At 66.9% G+C, this 25359-nt stretch carries 25 protein-coding genes and 1 pseudogene; 16 read left to right on the top strand and 10 right to left on the bottom strand.

All coding sequences use genetic code 11. The features are described 5' to 3' along the window. The first annotated feature begins 3 nt into the window (after positions 1 to 3). From HUX88_RS07745 to HUX88_RS07680, 15 genes are all read left to right on the top strand, one after another. Positions 4 to 2121: an amidohydrolase family protein gene (locus HUX88_RS07745; protein WP_176361393.1), complete on the top strand. Its 2118-nt coding sequence runs from the start codon at positions 4 to 6 to the stop codon at positions 2119 to 2121. A 141-nt stretch (positions 2122 to 2262) separates the two neighbouring features. After that, positions 2263 to 2709: a type II secretion system major pseudopilin GspG gene (gene gspG, locus HUX88_RS07740; protein WP_117012626.1), complete on the top strand. Its 447-nt coding sequence runs from the start codon at positions 2263 to 2265 to the stop codon at positions 2707 to 2709. Positions 2710 to 2729: 20 nt separating this feature from the next. Next, a complete protein-coding gene (locus tag HUX88_RS07735; protein WP_161091723.1) occupies positions 2730 to 3200 on the top strand; it encodes a GspH/FimT family pseudopilin in 471 nt (156 codons plus the stop codon). Then, positions 3201 to 3572, top strand: a complete 372-nt coding sequence (gene gspI / locus HUX88_RS07730) for a type II secretion system minor pseudopilin GspI (protein WP_117012628.1) — start codon at positions 3201 to 3203, stop codon at positions 3570 to 3572. Further along, positions 3569 to 4195, top strand: a complete 627-nt coding sequence (locus HUX88_RS07725) for a type II secretion system protein J (protein WP_176361392.1) — start codon at positions 3569 to 3571, stop codon at positions 4193 to 4195. The genes gspI and HUX88_RS07725 overlap by 4 nt, the downstream gene beginning before the upstream one ends. After that, positions 4192 to 5160 carry a type II secretion system minor pseudopilin GspK gene (gene gspK, locus HUX88_RS07720; protein WP_117012630.1) on the top strand — a complete coding sequence of 323 codons (969 nt, stop codon included), beginning with the start codon at positions 4192 to 4194 and terminating at the stop codon, positions 5158 to 5160. The genes HUX88_RS07725 and gspK overlap by 4 nt, the downstream gene beginning before the upstream one ends. Positions 5161 to 5187: 27 nt before the next feature. Then, the gene (gene gspL / locus HUX88_RS07715; protein ID WP_301549462.1) at positions 5188 to 6021 is read left to right on the top strand and encodes a type II secretion system protein GspL; all 834 of its coding nucleotides are present in this window, start codon (positions 5188 to 5190) and stop codon (positions 6019 to 6021) included. Then, positions 5928 to 6434, top strand: coding sequence for a type II secretion system protein GspL (gspL, locus tag HUX88_RS32935; protein ID WP_373886769.1), 507 nt, complete (start codon positions 5928 to 5930; stop codon positions 6432 to 6434). The genes gspL (HUX88_RS07715) and gspL (HUX88_RS32935) overlap by 94 nt, the downstream gene beginning before the upstream one ends. Beyond that, positions 6431 to 6949, top strand: a complete 519-nt coding sequence (gene gspM, locus HUX88_RS07710) for a type II secretion system protein GspM (protein WP_176361391.1) — start codon at positions 6431 to 6433, stop codon at positions 6947 to 6949. Before gspL (HUX88_RS32935) ends, gspM begins: the two co-directional genes overlap by 4 nt. Positions 6950 to 6965: 16 nt before the next feature. Beyond that, positions 6966 to 7739, top strand: a complete 774-nt coding sequence (locus tag HUX88_RS07705; RefSeq protein ID WP_176361390.1) for a type II secretion system protein N — start codon at positions 6966 to 6968, stop codon at positions 7737 to 7739. A gap of 21 nt (positions 7740 to 7760) precedes the next feature. Next, on the top strand, positions 7761 to 10016 hold the full coding sequence (gene gspD, locus HUX88_RS07700) for a type II secretion system secretin GspD (RefSeq protein ID WP_176361389.1): 2256 nt from the start codon (positions 7761 to 7763) through the stop codon (positions 10014 to 10016). A 1-nt stretch (position 10017) separates the two neighbouring features. Then, a complete protein-coding gene (gspE, locus tag HUX88_RS07695; RefSeq protein WP_176361388.1) occupies positions 10018 to 11439 on the top strand; it encodes a type II secretion system ATPase GspE in 1422 nt (473 codons plus the stop codon). A 10-nt stretch (positions 11440 to 11449) separates the two neighbouring features. Further along, positions 11450 to 12670, top strand: coding sequence for a type II secretion system inner membrane protein GspF (gene gspF / locus HUX88_RS07690; RefSeq protein ID WP_176361387.1), 1221 nt, complete (start codon positions 11450 to 11452; stop codon positions 12668 to 12670). A gap of 16 nt (positions 12671 to 12686) precedes the next feature. Further along, positions 12687 to 13265: a type II secretion system protein N gene (locus HUX88_RS07685; RefSeq protein ID WP_176361386.1), complete on the top strand. Its 579-nt coding sequence runs from the start codon at positions 12687 to 12689 to the stop codon at positions 13263 to 13265. A gap of 8 nt (positions 13266 to 13273) precedes the next feature. After that, positions 13274 to 15505 carry a patatin-like phospholipase family protein gene (locus tag HUX88_RS07680; protein WP_176361385.1) on the top strand — a complete coding sequence of 744 codons (2232 nt, stop codon included), beginning with the start codon at positions 13274 to 13276 and terminating at the stop codon, positions 15503 to 15505. On the opposite strand, the gene HUX88_RS07675 is transcribed toward HUX88_RS07680, so the two are convergent. The 10 genes from HUX88_RS07675 to HUX88_RS07630 form a co-directional block, all read right to left on the bottom strand. Then, positions 15495 to 16250, bottom strand: coding sequence for a helix-turn-helix transcriptional regulator (locus tag HUX88_RS07675; RefSeq protein ID WP_161091712.1), 756 nt, complete (start codon positions 16248 to 16250; stop codon positions 15495 to 15497). The genes HUX88_RS07680 and HUX88_RS07675 overlap by 11 nt on opposite strands. 186 nt (positions 16251 to 16436) lie before the next feature. Next, a complete protein-coding gene (locus HUX88_RS07670) occupies positions 16437 to 16643 on the bottom strand; it encodes a hypothetical protein (RefSeq protein WP_176361384.1) in 207 nt (68 codons plus the stop codon). 12 nt (positions 16644 to 16655) lie between these two features. Continuing rightward, positions 16656 to 18005 (bottom strand): ATP-dependent protease ATPase subunit HslU, encoded by a 1350-nt coding sequence (gene hslU / locus HUX88_RS07665; protein WP_176361383.1) that lies wholly within the window; start codon positions 18003 to 18005, stop codon positions 16656 to 16658. Then, a complete protein-coding gene (gene hslV, locus HUX88_RS07660) occupies positions 18002 to 18544 on the bottom strand; it encodes an ATP-dependent protease subunit HslV (RefSeq protein WP_117012641.1) in 543 nt (180 codons plus the stop codon). The genes hslU and hslV overlap by 4 nt, the downstream gene beginning before the upstream one ends. Before the next feature lie 71 nt (positions 18545 to 18615). Continuing rightward, entirely contained in the window at positions 18616 to 19929 is a 1314-nt protein-coding gene (locus tag HUX88_RS07655) for an STAS domain-containing protein (RefSeq protein WP_176361382.1), read from the bottom strand. A 66-nt stretch (positions 19930 to 19995) separates the two neighbouring features. Beyond that, on the bottom strand, positions 19996 to 20445 hold the full coding sequence (gene dksA / locus HUX88_RS07650; RefSeq protein ID WP_070271465.1) for an RNA polymerase-binding protein DksA: 450 nt from the start codon (positions 20443 to 20445) through the stop codon (positions 19996 to 19998). An 89-nt stretch (positions 20446 to 20534) separates the two neighbouring features. Beyond that, a complete protein-coding gene (locus tag HUX88_RS07645; protein ID WP_176361381.1) occupies positions 20535 to 21602 on the bottom strand; it encodes a GTP-binding protein in 1068 nt (355 codons plus the stop codon). Between the two features lie 131 nt (positions 21603 to 21733). Continuing rightward, a complete protein-coding gene (locus HUX88_RS07640; RefSeq protein WP_176361380.1) occupies positions 21734 to 22669 on the bottom strand; it encodes a tyrosine recombinase XerC in 936 nt (311 codons plus the stop codon). Between the two features lie 8 nt (positions 22670 to 22677). After that, positions 22678 to 23346, bottom strand: coding sequence for a DUF484 family protein (locus HUX88_RS07635; RefSeq protein WP_117012645.1), 669 nt, complete (start codon positions 23344 to 23346; stop codon positions 22678 to 22680). A 118-nt stretch (positions 23347 to 23464) separates the two neighbouring features. Further along, positions 23465 to 24520, bottom strand: coding sequence for a porin (locus HUX88_RS07630; protein WP_117012646.1), 1056 nt, complete (start codon positions 24518 to 24520; stop codon positions 23465 to 23467). Between the two features lie 420 nt (positions 24521 to 24940). On the opposite strand from HUX88_RS07630, the pseudogene HUX88_RS07625 reads away from it, so the two are divergent. Further along, positions 24941 to 25359, top strand: a pseudogene (locus tag HUX88_RS07625) (hypothetical protein); the annotation flags it as partial.

The following is a 25359-nucleotide window of genomic DNA, read 5'->3' as shown; positions in this document are numbered from 1 at the left end:
CTGATGAAACGACTCGCTGTATTGCCGCTGGCGCTGGCCATGGCGTTCGCCGCGCAGGCGGCCACCAACACCAAATACCTGATCATCTCGGAAAACGGCAAGCAGATCGGCGAACAGGCCGTCGAGCGCCAGGACGACGGCCTGACCAAGGTGCATTTCATCTACAAGGACAACGGCCGGGGCCCGGAACTGACGGAGCAATTCCGCATGGGCGCGGATGGCGTGATGACCGAGTACAGCGTCAAGGGCAACTCCACCTTCGGCGCGGTGGTCGACGAGCATTTCGCGCGCAAGGACGGCCAGGCCGAATGGAAGTCCACCTCGGAGCAGGGCAGCAAGGCCGTCAGCGGCCCGGCCGGCTACCTGCCGCTGAACAGTTCCTTCGAAGTCGTCTCCACCTACATCGGCGCGCTGGCCGCGGCGCCCGAGCATAAACTGGCCCTGCTGCCATCGGGCACGCTGTCGCAGACCGTGCTCGATACTGCGGAAGTTAGCAGCGGCAGCGGCGCGAAACAAACCGTGCAGCTGGTGGCGCAGACCGGCGTCGGCATGTCGCCGGGGTTTTACTGGGCCACCACCGGCGCCAGTCCGCGCCTGTTCGGCGTGATCATCCCCGGCTTCGCCAACATGCTGGAAGAGGGCTGGCAGGGCGCCGCACCGGAGCTGGCCGTGCGCCAGAAAAAAGCCGAGAGCCGCATGCTGGAGGAGCTGGCGGCCAAGCTGCAGCACCCGCTCACCGGCCTGACGCTGGTGCGCAACGCCCGCGTGTTCGACAGCGACAAGGCCACCGTCGGCGCGCCGTCCGACATCTACGTGCTGCGCGGCCGCATCACCGCCGTGCTGCCGGCCGGCTCGCCGGTGCGCGAGGCCGACAACACCATCGACGCCGCCGGCCGCATCGTGCTGCCAGGCCTGTTCGACATGCACGGCCACGTCGACCGCTGGTCCGGCGCGCTGAACATGTCCACCGGCGTGACCAGCGTGCGCGACATGGGCAACGACAACAAGCAGCTGCAGGCCATGCTGGACGAAACGGCGGCCGGCAAGCTGCTGGCGCCGCAGGTGGTGCCGGCCGGCTTCCTGGAGGGCGAGAGTCCGTTCAGCGCCAACAACGGCTTCGTCATCAAGGACCTGGCGGGCGCGAAGGACGCCATCGACTGGTACGCGGAGCGCGGCTATCCGCAGCTGAAGATCTACAACTCCTTCCCGAAAGCGATCCTGAAGGACACCGTGGCCTATGCCCACAGCCGTGGCATGCGCGTGTCCGGCCACATCCCGGCCGGCTTGCGCGCGCAGGAGGCGCTGGACGCCGGCTACGACGAGATCCAGCACATCAACCAGGTGCTGCTGAACTTCCTCGTCAAGCCGGACACCGAGACGCGCAACCTGAACCGCTTCCTGCTGCCGGCCGAGAAAGTCGCCGACATGGACTTCAACACCAAGCCGTTCAAGGACTTCGTGGCCGGCCTGGCGAAAAAGCAGATCTCGATCGACCCGACCATGTCGGCTTTCGCCTTCATCCAGCAGAAGGACGGCGATATCAATGAGCCCTACCGCGCCTTCGCCGCCAACATGCCGCCGGACGTGGCGCGCAGCCTCGCGGTCGGCGCGATGAAGATCGACGGCGACGCCACCCTCAAGCGCTACCAGAAGTCCTACGCCAAGATGGTGGAATTCGTCGGCATCATGTACAAGGCTGGTGTGCCGATCGTGGCCGGCACCGACGACATCGCCGGCTTCACGCTGCATTCGGAGCTGGCGCTGCTGGTCAAGGCCGGCCTGACCCCGGCCCAGGCCTTGCAGGTGGCGACCCGCAACGGCGCCCGCTACACCCGCACCAGCAACGACCGTGGCAGCATCGCGGCCGGCAAGCTGGCCGACCTGGTGCTGGTGGACGGCGATCCGACCAGGGACATCGCCGACGTCCGCAAGGTGGCGGCGGTGATCACGCGCGGCTACGTCATCTACCCGCGCGAGATCGACAGCGCGCTGGGCATCGCGCCGTTCGTCCAGGATGCGCCGCAGGTGGTGAGAACCGCGCCCGCCGTGGCGGAGATTAACGGTGCCGGCAACGAGGGCGCGCTGCGCCGCATCGACGCCAGCGCCCGTCAGCGCGATTGAGTAAATCGCGGTAAAAACCGGGCGCGAGGCGCGTCCGGTTAAGCGCTGTTTAAGCCTGCCGGCGCAAAAATCGTTCTCGGGTTTCGCTGGCGGCGGCGATTCGGCCTTATACTCTGCACTCACTTTTATTTGTTATCGAATATGAAAAAACTCTTCGTCCCCCGTCGTGCCGCCGCGCGTGGCTTTACGCTGATTGAAATCATGGTGGTCGTGGTCATCATGGGTGTGCTGGCGGCGCTGGTGGTGCCCAAGCTGCTCAGCCGCACCGGCGAATCGAAAGTCGCCGCGGCCAAGGTCGATATCGCCACCGTCATGCAGGCGCTCAAGCTGTACAAGCTGGATAACCAGCGCTACCCGACCACCGAGCAGGGCCTGCAGGCGCTGCTGACCAAGCCGACCACCGGCCCGGCCGCCAACGGCTGGAAGTCCGGCGGCTACCTGGAAAAAATGCCGAAGGACCCTTGGGGCAATCCCTACCAGTTCCTCTCGCCCGGCATCAAGGGCGAGGTCGATGTGTTCTCCTACGGCGCCGACGGCGCGCCGGGCGGCACCGGCGACGATGCCGACATCGGCTCCTGGGATAACTGATCGCAGGGGGACCACGGCTCATGCGCGCCGCCCGCCAGCGTGGATTCACGCTGATCGAACTGCTGGTGGTGATGGTCATCCTGGGCATCACGCTTGGGCTGGTGTCGCTCAACGCGCTGCCGGGCCAGAAGCAGTCCTTGCGTGAGGACGCGCAGCGCATCGCGCTGCTGCTGCAACTGGCGCGCGACGAGGCGATCGTGCGCAATCGCCAGATCGCCTTCGAGGCGGGGCCGGACGGCTACCGCTTCCTGATCCGCAACGAGCGGGAATGGACGCTGGCGGTGCAGGACGACCTGCTGCGCGAGCGCGAATTCAAGCATGGTCCCATCACGCTGATGCTGGACCCGCCGCCCAGCATCCCGGACGCCGGCAACCTGCGCATCGTCTTCGGCCGCGAGCCGGTCGACAAACCCTTTGTGCTGACCCTCAGCGGCGGCGATGCCAGCATCGCCATCCGCGCCGACGGCATCGGCCATTTCACGGTGGACTAGATGCGCCTTCAACGACAACGCGGCTTTACCCTGCTGGAAGTGCTGGTGGCGCTGGTGATCGTCGGCACGGCGCTGGGCGCCTCGCTGCGCGCGGTCGGCAGCCTGACGCAGAACAGCAATGGCCTGCGCGGCGCCATGATGGCCACCTGGTCGGCCGAGAACCGGCTGGTGCAGCTGCGCCTGACGCGCCAGTTCCCGGCGGTCGGCAAGCAGACCTTCGAATGCCCGCAGGGCGACATGAAGCTGATGTGCGAGGAGGAAGTGATCGCCAGCCCGAACCCGCGCTTCCGCCGGGTCGAGGTCAGCGTCTACGACCAGGCCGCGCCGGAGCGGCGCATCATCAAGCTGGTCCAACTGGTGCTGAACCAATGACGGCCGCATTGCGCCGCCGCGCGCGCGGCTTCACGCTGATCGAGCTGCTGGTGGCGATTTCGATCCTCGCCATCGTCGCGGTGCTGGGCTGGCGCGGTTTGGACGGCATCATCCGCTCGCGCGGCGCGTTGACCGCGCAGATGGAGCAGACGCGCGGCCTGCAACTGGCCTTCGCCCAGCTGCAGAGCGATTGCGCCAATCTCGTGCCGCAGGCGTTGATCGGCACCCGCGCCATCCTGCGCGCGGAGGATGGCCGCATCACGCTGGTGCGCGTGTCGCTGGGCGAGAACGAGCCGACGCGCTTGCAGGTGGTGTCCTACCGCGTGCGCGACGGCGTGCTGACGCGGCGCGAATCGGCCGGCACGCGCGACCTGGTGCAGCTCGACACGCTGTGGCAGGCCGCCACCGGCGACGCCGACCCGGCCGATGGCGTGGCGCTGCAGTCGGGCGTGCAGCGCATGACGATGCGCTTCTGGACCACGCAGGGCTGGGTGCAGGCGGCCGGCGTGGTGCCGGCGCCCCCCGCCCCGGCGGTGGGAGCGCCGAGCGGCATGGAAGTGTCGATGAACCTGGACGGCGTGGAAGTGCCGATGATTAAATCCTTCCTGCTGGGGGCACTGTGAGGCTGCGGCGCCAGCGCGGCGTCGCCGTCATCACGGCGCTGCTGTTGACCACATTGGCGGTGACCATCGTCGCCAGCTTGTTCTGGCAGCAGCAGGTGCAGGTGCGCTCGATGGAGAACCAGCGTCTGCAACTGCAGACCCGCTGGATCGTGCGCGGCGCGCTGGACCTGAGCCGGCTGGTGCTGTATCAAGACTCTCTGGATTCGCCAACGGTCACGCAGCTCAACGGGGTCTGGGCCACGCCGCTGGAGGAAACGCGGCTGGACGACTACATCGAACGCGAACGCGCCGAGGCGGAGAATTTCAACGCCACCCTGTCCGGCAAGATGATCGACGCGCAGTCGCGTTACAATCTTGCCAATCTGGCCGTGAACCATGCGATCCAGGGGGACGAGGTGAAGGTGTTCGAGCGCCTGCTGACCAATCTGCGGCTCGATCCGTCGCTGGCGCAGGCGGTGGCCACGCAGGTGGCGAATGCGCAGACGGCGCCGCCACCGCAGCAGGGGCAGCAAGGGCAGGGCCAGCAGCCGGTGCAGACCTCGGGGCCGCAGCCGATCGACCTGCTGCGCGTGGAGGATCTGCTGGCGGTGAGCGGCTTTACGCCCCAGTCGATAGAGCGGCTGCGCGACTTCGTCATCATCCTGCCGGAGCGCGGAACGGAATTGAACGTGAATACCGTGTCTGCCGAACTGCTTTCGGCCATGTGCCAGCAGCTGTCGTTGTCGGATGCGGCAGCCATGGTGAATGCGCGGCAGCGCGTTTATTATCGCGACAAGGCGAACTTCAACGCGCTGCCGCAGGTGTCCGGCAGCGACAAGCTGCCTAAGACGAAATACGATGTCAAGAGCCGCTACTTCCTGGCCTACAGCCGGGTGAGGCTGGACCGGGCGGCGCTGGACGCGCAGTCCCTGCTGGTACGGGCGAGCAATGGCATCACGACGGTGGTTTGGATACGGGAATATTAGAACTGGCATGAACGAAAGCGAGACCCTTTGACTACACTACTTATCCGCTATCCGGCCAAGGCCAGCGTCGACAGCGGCGCGGCCCAGACCTGCCCGTTCGCGCTGGTGGGCGATGGCGGCAACCTGCTGCAGCAGGGCGTTTCCCCGCTGGGCAACCTGTCGGACCTGGTGGCATCGTCCCGTCGCGTGGTGCTGCTGCTGGCCGCGGCCGACGTCACGCTGCTGCGCGTGGTGGCGCCGCCGCTGTCCGCCGCGCGCCTGAAGGCCGCGCTGCCGGCGCTGGTGGAGGAACAGGTGCTGGGCGATCCGGCCGACTGCGTGCTGGCGGCCGGCGCCGCCGACGCCGACGGCGGCCGCACCGTGGCCGTGGTGCAGCGCAGCTGGATCGAGGTGCTGGTCAAGGCGCTGCTGGCGCAGGGCGCGCATCACATCTCCGTGCTGCCGGCGCAATTGTGTCTCCCTTTCCAGCCGGGCTCCGTGTCGGCCGCGCTGACCACCGGCGACGCCGGCTTCGAACTGATACTGCGCCAGTCGCAGACCATGGGCATGGGCTTGACGCTGCCGGCGCAGCCGCAGGCCGCGCTGCAAACGCTGCGCGCGATGGCGGGCGACGAGCCGGTCACGCTGTACCTGGCGCCGGCGCAGATGGCGCAGTTCGCGCCGCTGGTGGCCACGGCGGACGCCGGCCACGGCGTCACCCTGATGGAAGACCACTGGGCGCACTGGGTGGCCGCCTCGCGCTCGGCGGGGCTGGACCTGGCGCCGGCATTGGGCGCCAGCGGCCAACGCGCCAGTGGCAGCGCTGGCGCTGGCCGCTGCGCATCGCCGCGCTGGCGCTGCTGGTCAACGTGGTTGGGCTGAACGTCGAATGGCTGCGCCTCAAGCGCGAGGCCGCCGCGGTCAGCCAGTCCATGCTGCAGACCTTCAAGGCCGCCTATCCGAACGAGCCGGTGATCCTCGATCCGGCCGCGCAGATGCGCAAGAATATCTCGCTGGCCAAGGCCGACGGCGGCCAGCCCGCCGCCGACGAATTCACCGCGCTGAGCGCCGCCCTGGGCGAGGCGCTGGGCGCCTTGCCGCGCAAGGACATCATCGCCACGCTGGAGTACCGCGACCGCGCCCTGCAGATCAAGGTCAAGCCCAACACCGTCGATAGCGGCACGCTGGCGCAGCTGCGCTCCGCGCTGGCCGCGCGCAAGCTGGACCTGTCGGAAACCAATCCGGGCGCCTGGCAGATACGTCCGGCGAGCGGCGCGGGCGGAGGAAAATCATGAACAAACTGACCCAAACGATGCAAGACTACCGCGCCCGCGCCTCGGCCTTCTGGATCGAACGCACCGAGCAGGAACGCAAGTTCCTCGGCGTCGGCGGCGCGGTGCTGGGCGTGGCGCTGTTTTATTCGGTGCTGATCGCGCCGGCGCTGGACGGCGGCGCCAAGCTGCGCAAGTCGCTGCCCGAGCTGCGCCAGCAGGCCGCCGAGCTGCAAGGGCTGGCGCTGGAGGCGGCCGCGCTGCGCGGCCAGAATACCATCGCCCCGGCGCCGATGACGCGCGAGATGCTCAACGCCGGCCTCGGTGCGCGCGGCCTGACCACGCAATCGGTGTCCGTCACTGGCGAATACGCCAAGGTGCAGATGAACGGCGTGCCTTTCCCGGCGCTGATCGCCTGGCTGGACGCGATCCGCACCGAGAGCCGCATCGCCGTCTCGGAAGCGAACATCAGCGCGCAGGACACCGCCGGCATGGTCAACGCCACGCTGACGCTGCGCCAGAACGCGGGCGGCCGGTGATGCGAAAAGGCTGTCCATGAAGCGCCTCGTGCTATGGTTGCTGACCATCGCGCTGAGCGTGGCGGCGACGCTGGCGGTGTTCTTCCCGGCGGCCTGGCTAGGCTCGCTGGTGGAGGCGCGCACGGGAGGACGTTTGACGCTGGGGGACGCGCAGGGTACGCTGTGGCGCGGCTCTGCCTTTATCGGCGGCGCGGCCAGCGGCAACAGCCCGGTCACGCCGCTGCTGCCGGGGCGTTTCAGCTGGAAGATATCGCCGCTGGCGCTGATCGGCATGGTCGATCTGCAGCTGGAAAACAGCGAGGCGCTGGCGCAGCCGCTGACCTTCAAGGGCAGCTGGTCGCAATGGCAGCTCAGTCCATCGGCACTGCTGCTGCCGGCCGAGGGACTGGCCGGCCTTGGCGCGCCGCTGAACACCGTGGCGCCCAGCGGCACGATGCGGCTGTCGTGGACCGCGCTGGAGCTGGCGCTGGCCGACCGCCAGATCGCCATCCACGGCCGCACCACGCTGGAGATGACGGACATGGCGTCGCGGCTGTCGTCGGTGCGGCCGCTGGGCAGCTACGCGCTGGCGCTGGACTGGCAGGGGCAGTCGGCAGCGCTGACGCTCAACTCCGTCAAGGGGCCGCTGTTGTTGAGCGGCTCCGGCAACCTGAATAACGGCCGCCTGCGGTTTTCCGGGCAGGCCGAGGCAGCAAAAGGATTTGAAGAGCAGCTGGCCAACCTGTTGAATTTGCTGGGCCAGCGCAAACCGAATAGTGACCGCAACATCATCGCTTTAGAGTTCCACTAAGTTCAGATAAAAGTTCAGACAATGAAAAAACAGTCCGTGAGCAAATCCACCCTTCCCGCGCTGCGCCGCCTGAGCGCGGGCGCGATGCTGTGCTGTGCGACGAGCGTCGTGCCGGTCGTGACGCCGTTGCTGGTGCTGCTGCCCGCCACCGCCCACGCCGCGGCCGACGACGCCGCGCTGAACTTTGTCGGCGCCGACATCGAGTCGGTGATCAAGGCGGTCGGCCACTACACCAACATCACCTTCGTGATCGACCCGCGCGTCAAGGGCACGCTGACGGTGGTGTCGGAAAAGCCGGTCACCAAGTCGCAGGCGTTCGGCCTGCTCACTTCCGCGTTGCGCCTGCAGGGCTACGCGGTGGTCAGCGGCGACGGCTACGCCAAGGTGGTGCCGGAGGCGGACGCCAAGCTGCAGGCCGGGCCGACCCAGGTCGGCGCCAGCCAGGCCTCGGCCAAGGGCGACCAGATCGTCAGCCAGATCTTCCATCTGAATTATGAGTCGGCGGCCAACGTGGTGACGGTGCTGCGTCCACTGATCTCGCCCAACAACACCATCAACGCCAACCCTGGCAACAACACCGTGGTCGTCACCGACTACGCCGACAACGTCAAGCGCCTGGCCAAGATCGTCGCCGCGCTGGACGCGCCGGCCGTCGCCGACCTCGATGTGATCCCGGTGCGCTACGCCATCGCCAGCGACCTGGCGTCGATGGTCAACAAGTTGATGGACACCGGCGCGGGCGCCGGCGACGCGGGCAAGGTCAGCGTGCTGGCCGATCCGCGCACCAACGCGCTGATCCTGCGGGCGCCGTCGGCGGCGCGCGCCAACCTGGCCAAGTCGCTGATCGCCAAGCTCGATCAGCCGACCCAGGAACTGGGCAACGTCCACGTGGTCTACCTGAAGAACGCCGAAGCGGCCAAGCTGGCGCAGACGCTGCGCAGCGTGGTGTCCGGCGACACGTCGGCGGCCAACGCCACGGGCGTCGGCGGCACCGGCACCGGCCAGTCCGGCCAGGGCGGTCTCGGTCAGGGCGGCTTGGGCGGCCAAAGCAGCAACACCGGCGGCATGGGCGGCGGCAGCAACTCCGGCACCAGCAGCGGCCCATCCAATCCGCTGCTGACCGGCTCCAACCAGCAGCAGCAGGGCGGCGGCGGCACGGCCGGCTACATCCAGGCCGATTCCACCACCAACACCCTGATCATCACCGCGCCGGAATCGGTGTACCGCAACCTGCGCGCCGTGATCGACCAGCTGGACGTGCGCCGCGCGCAGGTCTACATCGAATCGCTGATCGTCGAAGTCAGCTCCGACAAGGCGTCCGAATTCGGCGTGCAGTGGGTGGGCGCGACCGGCAACGAGAACAGCACCTACCGCGTCGGCGGCCTGCAATCGTACTCCTCGGGCGGCAACAACATCGGCACGCTGGCCACGCAGCTGCTCAACAAGTCCTCCACCACGACCACCGCGCCTAGCCTGCCGGGCAATGGCCTGTCCATCGGCGTGTTCAAGCAGGTGGCGGGCGGCCTGGGACTGGGCGCGCTGGCGCACTCGCTGGAAACCGACGGCAACGCCAACGTGCTGTCGACGCCTAACATGATCACGCTCGACAACGAGCTGGCCACCATCTCGGTCGGCCAGAACGTGCCTATCCTGACCGGCCAGTTCACCACCACCTCCGGCACCAACAACAATCCGTTCCAGACCATCGACCGCAAGGAAGTGGGCCTGACGCTGAAGGTGCGTCCGCAGATTTCCGAGGGCGGCACCATCAAGCTGGCGATCTACCACGAGACTTCCAGCGTCGACGCGACGTCGCTGAAGAACACGGCCGGCATCACCATCAACAAGCGCGTGATCGAGAACAATGTGATCGCCGACGATGGACAGATCATCGTGCTCGGTGGCTTGATCGAGGACACCGAAGGCGATGGCGTGGAAAAGGTGCGCGGCCTGGGCGACATTCCGGTGCTGGGCAATCTGTTCAAGTACCAGACCCGCAGCCGCAAGAAGACCAACCTGATGGTGTTCCTGCGCCCCGTGGTCATCCGCAGCAAGGAGCAGAGCACCTCGCTGGCGACCGACCGTTACGACTACATGCGCGCGCAGCAGGACGCGATCCAGCTGCAGGAAAGCATCCTGGTTCGGGATCTCGGCCAGCCGAAAGTGCCCGCGCTGCAGAACGGCACGCCGCTGGGCGGCGCGTTTGTCCGTCCGATTCCGCCCGCGCCGGCGCCGGTGCGCGATCCGGGCGCCGCCGAACCAGCCAAGCAGCAGTGATATGAGCAATCTCCTTCCCTACGCCTTCGCCCGCGACTTCGTGGTGCTGGCGCAGCACAGCGACGAAGCCGAACACACGGTGGACGTGCTGGTCTGCGGCGCCACCGCGCCCGCGGCCATCGCCGAAGTGTCGCGCCGTTTCGGCCGCGTGCAGCTCAAGAGCATGCCGCGCGCCGACCTTGAAACGGCCATCGCCGCGGCCTACGCCAGCTCGGGCGGCAACGCCTCGATGGTGGCCGAGGAGTTCGACGCCGACCTCGATCTGACCAAGCTGCTGCAGGACGTGCCGGCCATCGAGGACCTGCTGGAATCGTCCGACGACGCGCCGGTGATCCGCATGATCAACGCGCTGCTGACGCAGGCGCTGCGCGACAGCGCCTCCGACATCCACATCGAGCCGTTCGAGCAGACCTCGGTGGTGCGCTTCCGCGTCGACGGTTCGCTGCGCGACATCGTCCGTCCGCGCAAGGCCATCCACGGTTCGCTGATCTCGCGTATCAAGATCATGGCGCAGCTGGACATCGCCGAGAAGCGCTTGCCGCAGGACGGCCGCATCACGCTGCGCATCGGCGGCAAGCCGGTGGACGTGCGGGTGTCGACGCTGCCGACCGGCCACGGCGAACGCGCGGTGCTGCGTTTGCTGGACAAGGAAGCGGGCCGGCTGGACCTGAACCACCTGGGCATGAGCGAGACCATGCTGCCGCAGTTCGATGCGCTGATCAACCAGCCGCACGGCATCGTGCTGGTGACCGGGCCGACCGGCTCGGGCAAGACCACCACGCTGTACGCCGCGCTGTCGCTGCTGAACGCGGCCACCACCAACATCATGACGGTGGAAGACCCGATCGAATATGACCTGAACGGCGTCGGCCAGACCCAGGTCAACCCGCGCATCGACATGACCTTCGCCAAGGCGCTGCGCGCCATCCTGCGCCAGGACCCGGACGTGATCATGATCGGCGAGATCCGCGACCTGGAAACCGCGCAGATCGCGGTGCAGGCCTCGCTGACCGGCCACCTGGTGCTGGCCACGCTGCACACCAACGACGCCGCCGCCGCCGTCACGCGCCTGCTGGACATGGGCATCGAGCCGTTCCTGCTGTCGTCGTCGCTGCTGGGCGTATTGGCGCAGCGGCTGGTGCGCAAACTGTGCGGCAGCTGCAAGAGCTTCGACGGCCAGCAGTGGCACGCGGTGGGCTGCGAGCATTGCGGCCACACGGGCTACCAGGGCCGGGTGGGCGTGTACGAATTCCTGCAGACGACGGAGCAGATCCGCGCGCAGATCCACAACCGCGCGTCCGAGGCCGAGGTCAAGGCGGCGGCGCTGGCGGGCGGCATGCATACCATGCGCGAGGACGGCGAGCGCTGGCTGGCCGCCGGCATCACCACGCAGGCCGAGTTGCTGCGCGTGACCAAAGACTAGGCGACCGACGATGCCCGCATTCCGTTATGAAGCCGTCGACGCCGGCGGCGCCACCAAGAAGGGCGTGCTCAATGCCGACAGCGCGCGCTCGGCGCGTTCCGAGCTGCGCACGCAAGGCCTGGTGCCGCTGAAGGTGGACGCCATCGCCGCGCAGGTCGACGCCGCCGGCGTGACCAAGAGCCGCGGCTTCGGCGAGCGCCTGTCGGCCACCGAGCTGGCGCTGTTCACGCGCCAGCTGGCCAGCCTGCTGGAGGCCGGCCTGCCGCTGGAGCAGGCCTTCACCGCCTTGCTGGAGCAGGCCGAGCGCCCCTACATGCGCGACCTGATCGCCTCCATCCGCTCCGAGGTGATCGGCGGCGCCTCGCTGTCGGACGTACTGGGACGGCATCCGCGCGACTTCGCCGAGATCTACCGCGCGCTGGTCGCCTCCGGTGAGCAGATCGGCCAGCTGTCGCGCGTGTTGTCGCGCCTTGCCGACTACATCGAGCGCCGCAACGCCTTGATCCAGAAGGTGCGGCTGGCCTTCACCTATCCGGCCATCGTGACGGTGGTGGCGTTCTCCATCGTGATCTTCCTGCTGACCTACGTGGTGCCGCAGATCGTCTCGGTGTTCGCCAACACCAAGCAGAAGCTGCCCATCCTCACCGTCATCATGCTGGCGGTGTCGGACTTCGTGCGCAGCTACGGCATCGTGGTGGCGATCCTGCTGGTGGGCGCGTGGTTCATGTGGCGCCGGGCCTTGCAGAACCCGGCGCTGAAGCGGCGCTGGCACACCTGGCTGCTGACCGCGCCGCTGTACGGTAAATTCGAGCGCAGCCTGAACACGGCGCGCTTCGCCAGCACGCTGGCCATCACCACCGGTTCCGGCGTGCCTATCCTGCGCGCGTTGGAGACCAGCCGCGACACGCTGTCCAACGTCGCCATGCAGGAGCTGGTGGAGGAGGCCAGCGACGCGGTGCGCGAGGGCGTGAGCCTGGCGCGTTCGCTGTCGGCGCAGAAGCACTTCCCGCCGATGCTGATCCACATGATACGGGCCGGCGAAATCACCGGCGAGCTGCCGGCCATGCTGGACCGCGCCGCCGCCGCCCAGGAGGCCGACCTGGAACGCCGCACGCTGACCATCGCCGGCTTGCTGGAGCCGGCGCTGATCCTGGCGATGGGCGTGGTGGTGCTGCTGATCGTGCTGGCGGTCCTGATGCCTATCATCGAAATTAATCAGCTGGTACGCTGAGGAAGTAAAGAGAACCATGAAGCGTTTGCCATTATTCGTTACCGTCCTTGCCGTGGTGCTGTTGTCGGCGTCGCTGGCCTACTGGGGCCTGCAGTTGTTCAAGCCGCAGCAGCGCGCCATCGCCGCGCCGCCGCGGCAGGTGGCCGCGCCGTTGAACATCGAGGCGGCCAAGGGCCTGTTCGGCGGCCAGATCACCGTGGCCGCCGTCAGCAACTACCAGTTGCGGGGCGTGGTCGCCGCGCGCGGCGAGGACAGCGCGGCCATCATCGTGGTCGACGGCCAGCCGCCGCTGGCGCTGGGCGTGGGCCGCGAGGTGGTGCCCGGCGTGACGGTCAAGGAGGTCCATCCGAACTACGTGCTGCTGTCCGAGGGCGGTGCGCTCAAGCGCGTGGAGCTGGCCAGCGATGCCGGCGCCGGCGCGGGCGCCAATGCGCCGCCGTCGCTGCTGCCCGGCGCGGGCCAGCAGCCGTTGCCGCCGATCGCGCCGCCGCTGGCGCCGCCGCCACAGCAGCAACCGCCGCAACAGCAACCGCCGCAACCGCCGCAACGCTCCAGCGTTTCCGGCACAATGGTCGCCCCCGACCGCACCCAATAGGCCGTCCCATGGTGATCTCCCGTACCCTGGCCGCAGCTTTTTGCTGCGGCTTTTTCTTGGCGGCCGCGATCGGCGCGCCCGCCGCCGCACAAACCGCCGCGCCGGACGTCGCGCCCAAGCCGCGGCCCAAGGTCGCGCTGGTGCTGTCGGGCGGCGGCGCGCGCGGCTTCGCCCACATCGGCGTGCTGCGCGCGCTGCAGGAGTTGCGCGTGCCGGTCGACTTCGTGGTCGGCACCAGCATGGGCAGCGTGGTCGGCGGCGCCTACGCGGCCGGCAGCTCGGTCGAGCAGCTGGAGCAGCTGGTGCGCCGCACCGACTGGAACGCCGTGGTGGCCGACCGTCCGCCGCGCGACGAGCTGGTGTACCGCCGCCGCGAGGAGGATTTGCTGCTGCCGTCGCGCATCGAGTTCGGCGCCAAGCTCGATGGCGTTTCGCTGCCGCCGGCCGCCGCCGGCAACGAGGCGCTGGAGCTGGCGCTGACCCGCGTGCTGCCGCACGGCGCGCGCGACAAACCGGTCAACCTGCTGCAGCTGCCGTTCCGCTCGGTGGCGTCGGACCTGGTGACGGGCGAGCTGGTGGAACTGAACGACACGCCGCTGTTCCTGGCGATGCGCGCCTCGCTGGCGGTGCCGGGCGTGTTCGCGCCGGTGCGGGTGAACCAGCGGCTGCTGGTGGACGGCGGCCTGGTGCGCAACCTGCCGGTGGACGTGGCGCGCGACATGGGCGCCGACGTCATCATCGCGGTCAACGTCGGCACGCCGCTGGCGCAGGAAAAGGAATTGATCAGCGCGGTCAGCGTGGCGCAGCAGATGCTGCAGATCCTGACCGAGCAGAACGTGCAGCGCTCGCTCAAGGAGCTGCGCCCCGACGACATCCTGGTGGCGCCGGACCTGGGCGGCATCGGCTTCCTCGACTTCGCCCGCCACGACCGCGCCATGAAGGCCGGCGAGGCGGCGGTGCGGGCCATGAGCGCCAAGCTGGTCAAGCTGGCCCTGCCCGAGTCGCAGTACGCGGCGTACGAGCTGCAGCGCCTGTCGGCGCCGGTGGGCATCGACCAGCCGGTGCGGCTGGCCAAGCTGGAGGTGGCGCCGAGCGGGCGCATCAATCCGAAGGAGCTGGAGGTGCAGTCCGGCCTGAAGGTGGGGCAGCCGGTCACCAACGAGCAGGCGCAGGCGGCCGGCAACGCGCTGTTCGGGCGCGGCGACCTGGCGCGGGTGGAGACCGAGGTCCATGACGACAAGGACGGCCGCAACGTGCTGATCAAGCCGACCGAGGCCGACTGGGCGCGCAGCCGCCTGCGCGTGGGCCTGGAGCTGACCAGCGATTTTTCCGAGAACAACGCGTTCGAGCTGAAGGTGATGCATGTGCTGTCGTCGCTCAACGACTGGGGCGCCGAACTGCGCACGGTCGGCCGGGTCGGCACCGAGCGCGCGCTGGGCGTGCAGTTCTGGCAGCCGCTGGGCGCGGGCTCGCAGTGGTATGTGGCGCCGGGGCTGCAATACGACTCGTCGGCGGTCGACATCTTCAGCGCGAGCGGCTTCCGCCAGGCGCGCTACGCCTACAACCGCCAGGTCGGCGAGCTGGCGCTGGGCCGCCAGCTGGGCCGCTGGGGCGATATCCGCTACAGCGTGTCGCGCCAGAAGCAGGTGTATCACCAAAGCATACCGGAGGATCGCACCGAGGGCTCGGACATGCAGACGGTGCAGCAGCTGTCCTTCAATGTCGACAGCCTCGACACGGTGGCCTTCCCGACCCGAGGCACCTTGTTCTCGCTGGGCTGGCAGCGCCTGATGCACAGCGGTTCCACCGGCGCCGTGCCGACCACGCAGGCGGTGCAGGGGCTGCAGGCCTTCCATGTGGACCGCTGGGCCGGCCATGTGTACGCGGAATGGTCGCGCAGCCAGGGCGGCGCGTCGGCCAACACCCTGGGCGGCTTCCTGCGCCTGTCGGGATCGACGCCGCAATCGATCATCGGCGACCGCACGCTGCTGGGCCGGGTGGTGATGGCGCGCAGCATCGGCGCGATGCCGGCCGCGCTGGGCGGCGATGTGCGGTTGGGCTTTTCGCTGGAGGCGGGCGGCGCGTACAGCCCGACCAGCCCGCTGCGCTGGGGTTCGCTGCACCAGGCGGCCAGCGGCTTCTTCGCGGTCGATACGCGCTTCGGTCCGTTGTACCTGGGCGCCGGCACCACCAAGGGCGGCAACAGCAGCGCCTATCTGTTCCTCGGACCTATTTGGTAAGCGAGGTCGCGGGCGCGCGCCGCAGCGCGGTGAAGGCGGCGAATTCCCACGAGCGGAAGCCGACCAGCAAGGTGAAGCCGTCGCGGTCCTGCGGCGCCAGCTTGCGGTCGCCCTGGTGCAGCCGCGCCAGCTCGCCGGCCAGTTGCTGGATGCGGCCGACCAGCTCCTCGGCGCTGGGCAGCGACAGCCGCGCGGGTAGGCACAGCAGCGTCTCGCCGGCGCCGTCGAAGCTGCCGCTGAAATAATCGTGCACCGCGTGCTCGCGGAAGAACTGCTGCACCGGCCCGTCCGGCAGCCAGCGGAAGGCGTTCGACACGCGCAGGCGGTAGCGGTTTAGCGGTTTCAGTTCGATCACGCCCAGCCGGTCCAGCTCGGCCAGCAGCAGGATGCATTCGGGTTCGGTCAGGTTGTAGGTTTCCAGCACCTGCTCCAGGGTCCAGTGGCCCAGGCAGCAGATCGCCATCAGCAGCAGGTGGGGCTGCGCCAGCAGCGATTTTTCCTGCGTCAGCGTCAGCGCGTCCGCCTGCGGCGTGGCGTCGGCCGCGCCGCGCAGCACGTCCTCCATCGCCACCCCGGCCGCCTTGCAGATCTGCGCCAGCCGCGACAGCGACATGTCCTGCTGGCCGAACATGCGCTTGACGCTGGACTCGCTCATCGAGATCCGCTCGGCCAGCATTTTGTAGGTGACGCCGGCGGCCCGCATCTGGGTCCGCAGCACTTGCAGCAGCAATTCCGGTGAGCTCATACCCTGCCTTGGTAAATTAACAAAAGGTATCGTAGCACGGTACTTGCCGGCGTGAAAAGCGGCGCTTGGAATAATCGATTGGTACATCGGGCCGAAGTGCGGGACACTGCGGGCACGCTGTCCCTCGCAGCAGGGACGGCACCGGATAACCCGAGAGCGGGCGCCACCACCGGCGTCCGCTAACGGTTACTTTTCCTCAGGATCCGGCTTCAGGCTGATCTTCGCCAGCAGGCGCTTGGCGGCCTGCCGGTCGGTGGAGTGGGGCTTGGCGTGCGGCCCGGCGCCGCCGGCGCGCGCCTTGGCCGCCAGCGCCACCGGGTTGCGCGGCGGCTTCTGCGACGGCTCGACCCGTATCGTCATCTTCTGCCGCGTGGCCAGTGCCTTGTTCGCCATGATCCCCGCTCCTTACAAGACGTAGCGCGACAGGTCTTCGTTGACCGCCAGCGCGTCCAGGCGGGCGTTGACGTAGGCGGCGTCGATGGTGATGACCTTGCCGCTGTCGTCGCTGGCCGTGAAGGACAGTTCCTCCAGCAGCTTTTCCATCACCGTGTACAGCCGGCGGGCGCCGATGTTCTCGGTGCGCTCGTTGACCGAATAGGCGATCTCGGCCAGCCGCGTGATGCCTTCCGGCGCGAACTCGATGGTGACGTTCTCGGTGGCCAGCAACGCCTCGTACTGCTTGGTCAGGCAGGCGTCGGTGCTGGTGAGGATGCGCTCGAAATCGGCGATCGACAGCGACTCCAGCTCGACCCGGATCGGGAAGCGGCCCTGCAGCTCGGGGATCAGGTCCGACGGCTTGGCCAGGTGGAAGGCGCCCGAGGCGATGAACAGGATGTGGTCGGTCTTGATCATGCCGTACTTGGTGTTGACGGTCGTGCCCTCGACCAGCGGCAGCAGGTCGCGCTGCACGCCGGCGCGCGAGACGTCGGCGCCGCCAACCTCCGAGCGCGAGGCGATCTTGTCGATCTCGTCGAGGAACACGATGCCGTTCTGCTCGACGTTCTGGATGGCCTTCTGCTTCATCTCCTCGTCGTTGACCAGCTTGGCGGCCTCCTCGTCGATCAGCACCTTCATCGCTTCCTTGATCTTGACCTTGCGCGCCTTCTTGCGGTTGCCGCCGATGCCGGAGAACATCGACTTGATCTGTTCGGTCATCTCCTCCATGCCGGGCGGGGCCATGATCTCCATCTGCGGGCCGTTCTCGGCCAGCTCGATCTCGATTTCCTTGTCGTCCAGCTCGCCCTGGCGCAGGCGCTTGCGGAAGGTCTGGCGGGTGCTGTCGCCTTCCTTGCCCTCCTTGGGCGCGTCGGCCGGCGTGGCCGGGTGGAAGCCGAAGTCGCGCGCCGGCGGCAGCAGGATGTCGAGCACGCGGTCCTCGGCGGCGTCCTCGGCGCGCGCGCGCACTTTGGCCATCTCGGCCGAGCGGGTCTGCTTGACGCCGATGTCGATCAGGTCGCGGATGATGGTGTCGACGTCGCGGCCGACGTAGCCCACCTCGGTGAACTTGGTGGCCTCGATCTTGATGAAGGGCGCGTCGGCCAGCTTGGCCAGGCGGCGCGCGATCTCGGTCTTGCCGACGCCGGTCGGGCCGATCATCAGGATGTTCTTCGGCGTGATTTCGTGGCGCAGCGGCTCCTCCACCTGCTGGCGGCGCCAGCGGTTGCGCAGCGCGATGGCGACCGCCTTCTTGGCCTTGCCCTGGCCGACCACATGTTTGTCGAGCTCGCCGACGATTTCCTTCGGTGTCATGTTCATGCTGGGTCCAGTGTCTCGATGATGTGGTTCAGGTTGGTGTAGATGCACAATTCGCCGGCGATGGTCAGTGACTTTTTGACGATTTCCGCCGGCGACAGTTCCGTGTTTTCCACCAGCGCCTTGGCCGCCGACTGCGCGTAGGTGCCGCCGGAGCCGATGGCGCCGATGCCGTCCTCTGGCTCCAGCACGTCGCCGTTGCCGGTGATGACCAGCGTCGATTCGCTGTCGGCCACCAGCAGCATCGCCTCCAGGCGGCGCAGCACGCGGTCGGTGCGCCAGTCCTTGGCCAGCTCGACCGAGGCGCGCAGCAGGTTGCCCTGGTGTTTTTCCAGTTTGCCCTCGAAGCGGTCGAGCAGCGTGAAGGCGTCGGCGGTGCCGCCGGCGAAGCCGACCAGCACCTTGCCCTGGTAGGTCTTGCGCACCTTGCGGGCCGTGCCCTTCATGACGATGTTGCCCAGCGTGACCTGGCCGTCGCCGCCCAGCGCGACCTGCTTGCCGCGGCGCACGCACAGGATGGTGGTGCCGTGAAATTGTTCCATAGTTACCTCAAAGTAAAGACGCGGACTGCTACAAGACTGAAAAGTGGGGCTGGTCGCGGAAATTGCAAGATTCAGTAGTTGTGCGGGTAAATCCTGGCGATGTCGGCAAAGCCCAGCAGGCGCAGCAGCGCCGTGACCAGGTGGTTGACGTCGCGGAACTCGATCTTCTTGTCCAGCTGGGCCAGGCTGGCGTGCAGCTGGTTGGCGCAGGCGTAGTCGATGCGCGCCAGGCGCGAGCAGTCGAACACCAGGGTCTGGTACTGATCAGCATAGTGCTGGATCTGGCCGAGTAAAGGGCCGAGCTGGCCTTCGAGCAGCGGCGGCAGCATGAAGCGGTCCGGCGAAGCCGACACCTTCCGGGCCGCAGCGGTGGCCACCTTGTGCGGCGCGGTGAACGACGGCGGCGACACTTCGAAGGTGACGCAGTAGTCCATGGCGGTTTCCTCGAATTCCTTCTCGCGGTTCAGCAGTTGCAGCAGCTCCAGCAGCAGCAGCCACGGCGCCTCGGTGTCGTCGCGGCGGCCGACCGCGATGCCGTCGCGGATCAGCGCGGCCAGGGCGTCGGCGCCCACCAGGATCAGCTCGCGCTGCCGGGCCTGCAGCTTGCGCAGCGTGTCGAGCAGCAGCGCGCAGCCTGCCGGCTCGACCGCCGTCACGCGGGAAAATTCCAGCCGCAGCACCGGGCTGGCGGCGGCCGCCTGGCGCAGGCGCTCCAGCTGGGCGTCGATGTGCGCGTCGAGCACCCCGGCGAAGGCTTCGGTCGGCGTCAGGCCGGCCCAGCCGGACGAGCTTGCGGCCGGTTCGGCCGGCGCGTTCCATGGCGGCGGCGAGGTTTCAAAGGTGCTGGCGTAGTCGATCGACAGGTTGTCGAAGCGCTCGCGCTGGCCGCTCACCTGGTACAGGTCGAACAGCATCCACCAGACGGTGCGGTCGCCGCCGGCCTCGGCGACGCTGGCGGTCAGCAGCTGTTCGGCCACGGCGCCCTGGCCGTTGGCGTACAGGATGGCGATTTCCTCCACCACCGGCGCGGTCTCGGCGGCCACGGCCTGCTGCGGCAGGTCGTCGTCGCGCAGCAGGAGGGTGGTGGGCAGGTCGTCCAGCGCCTGCGTGTCGGGGCCGGCGTGGGCGGCGGCCCTGGGCCTGGCCGGGCGGGCGGCGCGCTGGCTGCCCCAGGCCGGCTCCGGCTCGTTGAAGATGTCGAAGGTCATCGCCGATTCGATGGCGTCGATCTTCATCGCGGTGGCGCGGGCGATCTCGCGCTGGCGCGCCTGTTGTTGCTGGCGTTCGGTCTCGCTGTTGGCGGCCAGCCGCGCCGCCTCGTCGTCGTCGCTGGGGGCGGGGGCGGGCGTTGCGTCGGTCTTCTTGAAGATGGAGAACAGTCCCACGCTGATCCTCGGTAGCTGCCGTAAAAAAAGCACGCGGTTGCGTGCTTTTTTTAAGGTCCGGGCGAATTAATCGCCGTACAGTTTCTGCTTCAGTTCGCGGCGCTGCTGGGCTTCCAGCGACAGCGTCGCGGTCGGACGGGCGATCAGGCGTGGAATGCCGATCGGCTCGCCGGTTTCCTCGCACCAGCCGTAGTCGCCGCCGTCGATGGCGACGATCGATTGCTGGACTTTTTTCAGCAGCTTGCGCTCGCGGTCGCGGGTGCGCAGTTCCAGCGCGTGCTCTTCTTCGATGGTGGCGCGGTCGGCCGGGTCCGGCACCAGCACGGTTTCGCGCAGGTGTTCGGTGGTTTCGCCGGCGTTCTTCAGCAGTTCCTTTTCAAGCGCTTGCAGCTTGGCTTTGAAGAAGGCCATTTGCGCCGGATTCATATAATCCTTTTCATCCATCTTCAGAATTTCTTCTTCGGTCAGGATGCGGTCGGCGGCGGCGGGGGTCGATTTATTAGTTTTGGTGGTCATAACTTCGCTTACCTTCGATACGACAGAGTTTTCAATTAATCAGCCCGGAATTTGTGGCTTTTTAGCCATCCCCACAAAACCCGGATAGTTTATACCAGACATTGTTCTAAACCGCTAATAAAGATATCTTTCGGCAGATTTTTACCGATAAACACCATTTTGCTGCCTCGAACGTCGTTTTCTCCCCATTTGGCGCCCAGGTCGCTGCCCATGATCTGGTGCACGCCCTGGAACACGACCTTGCGATCGGCGTCCTTCATGAACAATACGCCTTTGTAGCGCAGCATGCGAGGACCGTAGACATTTACCAGGCCGCCCAGGAACTCGTCGAGCTTGGCGGTGTCGAACGGGCGTGTGCTTTTGAACACAAACGCGGCGATGTCGTCGCTGTGGTGGGCGTGGTGGTGGTTGTGGCCGTGGTCCCCGTGGTGGCCGTGTTCGTGATCGTGGTTGTGGCCGCAGTGCTCGTCGTGCACGTGGTCGTCGTCGTGGGCCTGGTCGGTTTCCAGGAAATCCGGGTCCAGCTCCAGCTTGTCGTTCAGGTTGAAGCCCTTCAGGTCCAGCACCTCGGACAGCGGGGCGCGGCCGAAGTCGGCCGTGCTGATCGGCGCGCGCGGGTTGATGCGCTTGAGGCGGGCGGTCAGCGCGGCCACGTCCTCGGCGCTGACCAGGTCGGTCTTGGACAGCAGCAGCTTGTCGGCGAAGCCGACCTGGCGCTGGGCTTCCTCGTGCTGGTCCAGCTGGTCCATGGCGTGGCGCGCGTCCACCACGGTGACCACGGCGTCCAGCATGTAGTGAGTGCCCACTTCCTCGTCCACGAAGAAGGTCTGCGCCACCGGGCCGGGATTGGCCAGGCCGGTGGTCTCGATCACCACGCGGTCGAACTGCAGCTCGCCGGCTTCGCGCTTCTGCGCCAAGCCGCTGAGGGCGACGATCAGGTCGCCGCGCACGGTGCAGCAGATGCAGCCGTTGTTCATTTCCACGATCTGTTCGCCGCTGTCCCGCACCAGGATCTCGTTGTCGATGTTTTCCTGGCCAAACTCGTTTTCGATGACGGCGATGCGCATGCCGTGCTGCTCCTGTAGGATGCGGTTCAGCAGGGTGGTCTTGCCGGCGCCAAGGAAGCCGGTGAGGATGGTGGTCGGTATCAGTGCCATGGTGCTTACCAGTCTGGTCTAGGAGGAAACCCTAGATGGGGATCAAATGCGGAAATGCAACCGGGCGATTATGCCGGAATTTGGCCGGCGCTAGCAATTCGCCGGATTGAGCAACATCAGTACGGGCCGCGCTATTTTACTTTGGCGCGCGGATGGGCCTTGTCGTACACCTCGGCCAGGTGCTGGAAATCCAGCGCGGTATAGACCTGGGTCGAACTAATGCTCGAATGGCCCAGCATCTCCTGCACCGCCCGCAGGTCGCCCGACGATTGCAGCACATGCGAGGCGAACGAGTGGCGCAGCATGTGCGGGTGCACGTGCACCGGCGCGCCGTGGGCCACGCCATGGGCCTGCAGGCGCTGCTGGATCACCCGTGGCGACACCCGCGTGCCGCGCGTGCTCAGGAACAGGGCGTTGCCGCCGTCGGCGGGCGCCGGGCGCACGGCGATCCAGGCCGCCAGCGCCTCCAATGCCGCCTTGCCCACCGGTACGACGCGCTGCTTGTTGCCCTTGCCGGTGACGACGACTTCGCGATTGTCCAGCGCGACCCAGCCCAGCGCGTCCTTGCCGGCGGTCAGGTCCAGCCCGGCCAGCTCGGACACCCGCAGGCCGCTGGAATATAACAGTTCGAACATGGCGCGGTTGCACAGCTCGGCCGCCACCGGGGCGGCGCCGGCGCTGGGCCGGGACGGCGCCACCAGTTGCACCGCGTCGTCCACCGACAGCGCGCGCGGCAGCGTCCTGGCGCGCTTGGGCGCGCGCACGCCCTGCACCGGGTTGGCCGCCAGCGCGGTTTGGCCGCCCAGCCAGTCGAAGAAGCCGCGCCAGCTCGACAGCTTGCGGGCGATCGAGCGCGGATCGAGCTCGCGCGCGTGCAGCTTGGCGGTGAGGCGGCGGATGGCGAAATGGTCGATCCCGGGCCAGTCCTGGCCGGCGGTGAGGCCGGCCAGTTCCTGCAGGTCGCGCGCGTAGGCGCTGACGGTGTGGGGCGACAGCCGGCGCTGGTCGCGCAGCTGGGCCAGGTAAGCGTCGATCCAGGCCAGCTTGCTGTCCGGGCCGGCGCTCATGGCGGCGCTCAGGCCAGCAGCCAGGCCAGCGCGGTGCTGGTGGTTTCGCCGATGTGGACCAGGAAGTCGGTGGCCATCAGCGAGGTGAAGCGCGCCGGGTCGGCCGAGCCCATGATCAGCAGGCCGAAGGCGTTCTTGTTGCCCGGCTTGCGCAGCGGAATGATCACGGTGGAGGTGATGCCGGTGGCGTCCTGCAGCCAGCGCACCGCCTCGAAATCCTTGTTGGTGCCGCAGTAGGGCGCCATCAGGCTGTTGGCGAAGATGCGCGCGTCTTCCGACACGCCGTTGACGAACCATTCGCCGAGGTAGTCCGGCGCGGTGTCCCAGATGCGCAGCGTGACCTGCGGCACATCAAAACTGGTCTTCAGGCCGCTGACCACGGCGTGTGGCATGGAACCCACATCTTCGGCTTCCAGCAGCACCTTGGTCCAGCGGTGGAACTTGTTGGCGATCGCTTCGTTTTCCGACGCCAGGCGCATCAGATTGCTCATGCGCAATTCCAGCGCCTTGTACTTGTCGCGCATCACTTCCATCTGGCGCTCCTGCAGCGACACGGCGCGTCCCGTCAGCGGGCTGGCCAGTTTGATCTCTCCCAGCAATTCAGCATGCTCTTCGAAGAAATTCGGGTGTTCGGTCAGGTATTGCGCGACGAGGGTGTGATCCAGTGGGACAGTCATGGAGGTACTTTATTTACGAGGGTGGAAAGAGTCATTCTAAACGAAAAAAAACGGACATGGTTGCCCATGCCCGTCATTCCCCAACCCAAGCGCCGGCAGTTCTTGCCGACTGCGCGGCTTAGAAGTTGTGGTGGATACCGAGGCTGTAGAAATTCAGCGTGGTAGCTGCCTTCTTGTTCGAGGCATCGACATACAGGTAGGTGCGGGCCGACAGGTTGTAGTCGTAGCCGATCGACGCTTGCTTGGTCTTGGCCAGCGCTGGATTGTTCAGCGCGTTGTCCGGGGTCTTCTGGCCATAGCCAACGCGGATCATGCCGGCGCCGACGGTGTAGTTGGCGCCCAGCAGCCAGGCCTTGGTGTTCGGATTGATCAGCGTGCTGCTGCTCTGGTCCTGCTTCTGGTAGGAGCCCATCAGTTTCAGGTCGTTGATTGGCTTGAACGACGCGCCGATCGACCACAGTTTGGTTTCGATGGCGTTTTTCTCGTACGCGGCGTAAGCGGCGAACGGGCCGTTGGCGGCGGTGGCGCTCAGCGAGTAAGGCGTGGTCAGCGGAGCGGTGTTGGCCGGGAACTGCGGATTGAGCGTGGTGCCCTTGCCGACGATGGCCGGATTGCCGTTGGCTTCCTTGGCTGCCACAGTGACGTTCAACTGGAACATGTCGGCGATCATCGGGGTGTTGTAGAACACGGCGTTCGAGAAGCGGTTGTTCGAGTTGCCGACCGGGCTCATCGGATCGCTGGTGTAGCCGGCCACTTGCAGGTCGGTCTGGTAGCCGGCCACGCCAGGCATGCCGCTCCATGGCTCGAAGGCGGTGCTGGTTTCCTGGAAGGCGGTCAGGCCACGGCCCAGGCGCACGGTACCGAAGTCACCCTGCAGGCCGACGCGGCTCTGGCCCTGGAACAGTGGACGGCTGGTGGTGGCGGTGGTGTTTTCAACGGCGCCGGTATCCGGCTCGTAGCGGATCTCCAGCTGGAAGATGGCCTTCAGGCCGCTGCCCAGGTCTTCGACGCCCTTGAAACCGAGTTTGTTGTTGTCGCGCTTGCCCACCTGGGTGGTGGTGCCGGTACGCTTGGAAATGCCTGCATCCACAGTGCCATAGATGGTCACGGACGATTGCGCGTATGCGCCAGCAAATGCGCCCATGAGAGCCAGAGCCACTAAAGATTTTTTCATTTGAGTTATTCCTTTATGAGTGAACATGCATACAGCCAAAGCTAGCGGGTCGCCAAGCCAACCCTCGATGAGAGGAACCTTAATATCTCACCAGGCCAAAAACGCTGGAATGGTTGATTATGACGGCTAGTTTTGGTCGAAAGCCCAAGAAACCGGGCTTCTTGTTGTATTTTTGAAACGCTTGATACGCAGGCCACCAAGGCCGGTTTAACGCATTATTTCCTTTCATTCAGGCACCAAAACAGCTCTTAGCGTACAGGGCTAAACGGGGTAGGGCGCTTGTGCAAAATCAAAGCGAACCGCAGATTGTTTAGGATGTGGCGCCGATCGCACGCTACACTCATAAGTAGCAACGGTCGCCTACGCTGCACAGACAGCACGGCTGCGCCCGCTTCGATGAATCGGACTAATAGTGAGACGATGGCAAATCGAGAAGAGTTAGGGATCATCCGGGGGGCGCGCGCGGGAGACGCGGTCTGCCAACTGGCGCTGGGCAAGCTCTACTTGTTCGGCGGCGCGGGTTTGCCGCTCAGCCTGCCAACGGCGCTGCATTGGCTGAACCGCGCCGCGCTGCAAGAGCAGGACGAGGCCTGGATGCTGATCGGCAACTACGTTCCATTCGAGCACGCACAACATTGCCTGCCGTCTGCGCTGTCCTGGTACGACCGCGCCTACGACGCCGGGGTCGAACAGGCCGGCCTGGTGCTGGCGCAACTGGTGTTGAACCACGCCGCGCCGCCGGAAGCGTTGCATTTGCGCGACAAGGCGCTGCTGGCGCTGGAGACCGCCGCGCGCGGCGGCTCGGCCGAGGCGCAATGGCTGTTGGCGCACCAGACCGG

Source organism: Duganella sp. BJB1802 (assembly GCF_013369445.1).
Classification (GTDB): Bacteria; Pseudomonadota; Gammaproteobacteria; order Burkholderiales; family Burkholderiaceae_D; genus Rugamonas; species Rugamonas vulcania_A.
This window is presented reverse-complemented; position numbering and strand designations above follow the sequence as displayed.